Source organism: Paenibacillus sp. 01T422 (assembly GCF_056398785.1).
Genome location: NZ_JBFTQB010001180.1, coordinates 1 through 1,552, shown reverse-complemented (window position 1 = coordinate 1,552; position 1,552 = coordinate 1). Strand labels below are relative to the sequence as shown.

At 46.5% G+C, this 1,552-nt stretch carries 2 protein-coding genes; both read left to right on the top strand.

From position 1 onward, the window contains the following. Positions 1-14: 14 nt before the first annotated feature. Positions 15-617, top strand: a complete 603-nt coding sequence (locus tag AC1DUA_RS36940; protein ID WP_477504459.1) for a UbiX family flavin prenyltransferase — start codon at positions 15-17, stop codon at positions 615-617. Beyond that, the gene (locus AC1DUA_RS36935; protein ID WP_477504458.1) at positions 610-1,473 is read left to right on the top strand and encodes a menaquinone biosynthetic enzyme MqnA/MqnD family protein; all 864 of its coding nucleotides are present in this window, start codon (positions 610-612) and stop codon (positions 1,471-1,473) included. Before AC1DUA_RS36940 ends, AC1DUA_RS36935 begins: the two co-directional genes overlap by 8 nt. Positions 1,474-1,552: the final 79 nt, after the last annotated feature.

Below are 1,552 nucleotides of genomic sequence, written 5' to 3'. Positions count from 1 at the left end.
GTGAGAGAGTACTTATGAGCGGCGGCAATTGGGTGGTAGGGATTACTGGCGCTAGCGGAGCTATTTATGGTGTTCGGTTGTGTCAGGTCATGCTAGACCAGGGCTTGGATGTGCATTTGATCGTCACAGAGGCTGGCTGGAGAGTGCTGCATGATGAACTCGACTGGCAGGTAAGCAAGCGCAAAGAGATGCTTCAAGAGCATTTTGGCGGCCGTACAGGCTCATTCGAGCACCATCCGATTGCTGATATTGGAGCAACCGTTGCCAGTGGATCGTTTCGGACAAAGGGGATGGTTGTCATCCCTTGCTCGATGGGCACGTTATCCGGCATCGCGCATGGCTCATCCGATAATTTATTAGAGCGCACAGCAGATGTCATGCTGAAAGAAGGAAGAAAATTAATTCTGGTTCCAAGGGAAACGCCATTGCATGCCATACATTTGGAAAACATGCTGACCTTGTCTAGAATGGGCGTACGTATGCTTCCGGCGATGCCAGCCTTTTATAATCGTCCGCGCTCCCTTGAGGAGATGGTCGATTTTTTGGTAGGCAAAGTACTGGACAGCATGGACATTGAGCATTCCTTGTACCGAAGATGGGGTGATAACCATGAGTAGCTCTGATCCAAAAATTCGTATTGGCCGCATCAATTATACAAATGTTTGGCCGATTTATTACTATTTTCCAGAACTTATGAATACGTCCGAGGTAGACATTATTGAGCAGGTACCGACTTCTCTCAATAAAGCTATGGCTGCCGGCGACATTGATATGGGGCCAATATCCTCCTTTGCGTATGGAGAGTCCTTTGAGAATTATTTGTTGTATCCAGATCTTTCAGTTAGCGCATATGGGGAAGTCAATTCCATCCTATTGTTTCATGAGAAGCCGCTCCGTGAGATCGCGAACGGGCATATTTTGCTGCCCACAACTTCAGCTACATCGGTGAATTTGCTCAAAATCATACTTGAGAAATTTTACGGAGGGAAACCGACGTATGAATATGCAACCCCCAATGTCGAACAGATGATGACGCTTGGGGATGGGGCACTGCTCATCGGAGATGATGCGATCAAAGAGAGTTGGAGCAATAAAACGTATATGATTACGGATCTTGGGCAAGAATGGGCGAAATGGACAGGACAATGGATTTCGTTCGCCGTATGGGCGATACGTAAGGAGACGGCAGAGCGGTATCCAGAGCTTGTAACTGATGTTTTCAATGCGTTCATGGCAAGTAAAGCGAAAGCTCATGCCAACCCGGGAGAGATGATTGAAGAAGCGCAAGCTTCAGTTGGCGGTACGGCTTCCTATTGGCATCATTATTTTCATACGTTATGTTATGATTTTGGTCCGGAACAGTGGGAAGGACTTGCTTCCTATTACAAGTATTGCTATGAGCTTGGTTTCCTGCCGAAGCCGGTAAGCATCGCTTTATGGTCAGAGAATAAAGTGGCACGGGTGACAGAATGAAAAATTTAATCGATATCTATTCAAGAAAGAAAAAAGATATAGCTGCTATTGAAAAAGCGCTCGAGGAAAGCGTATACTC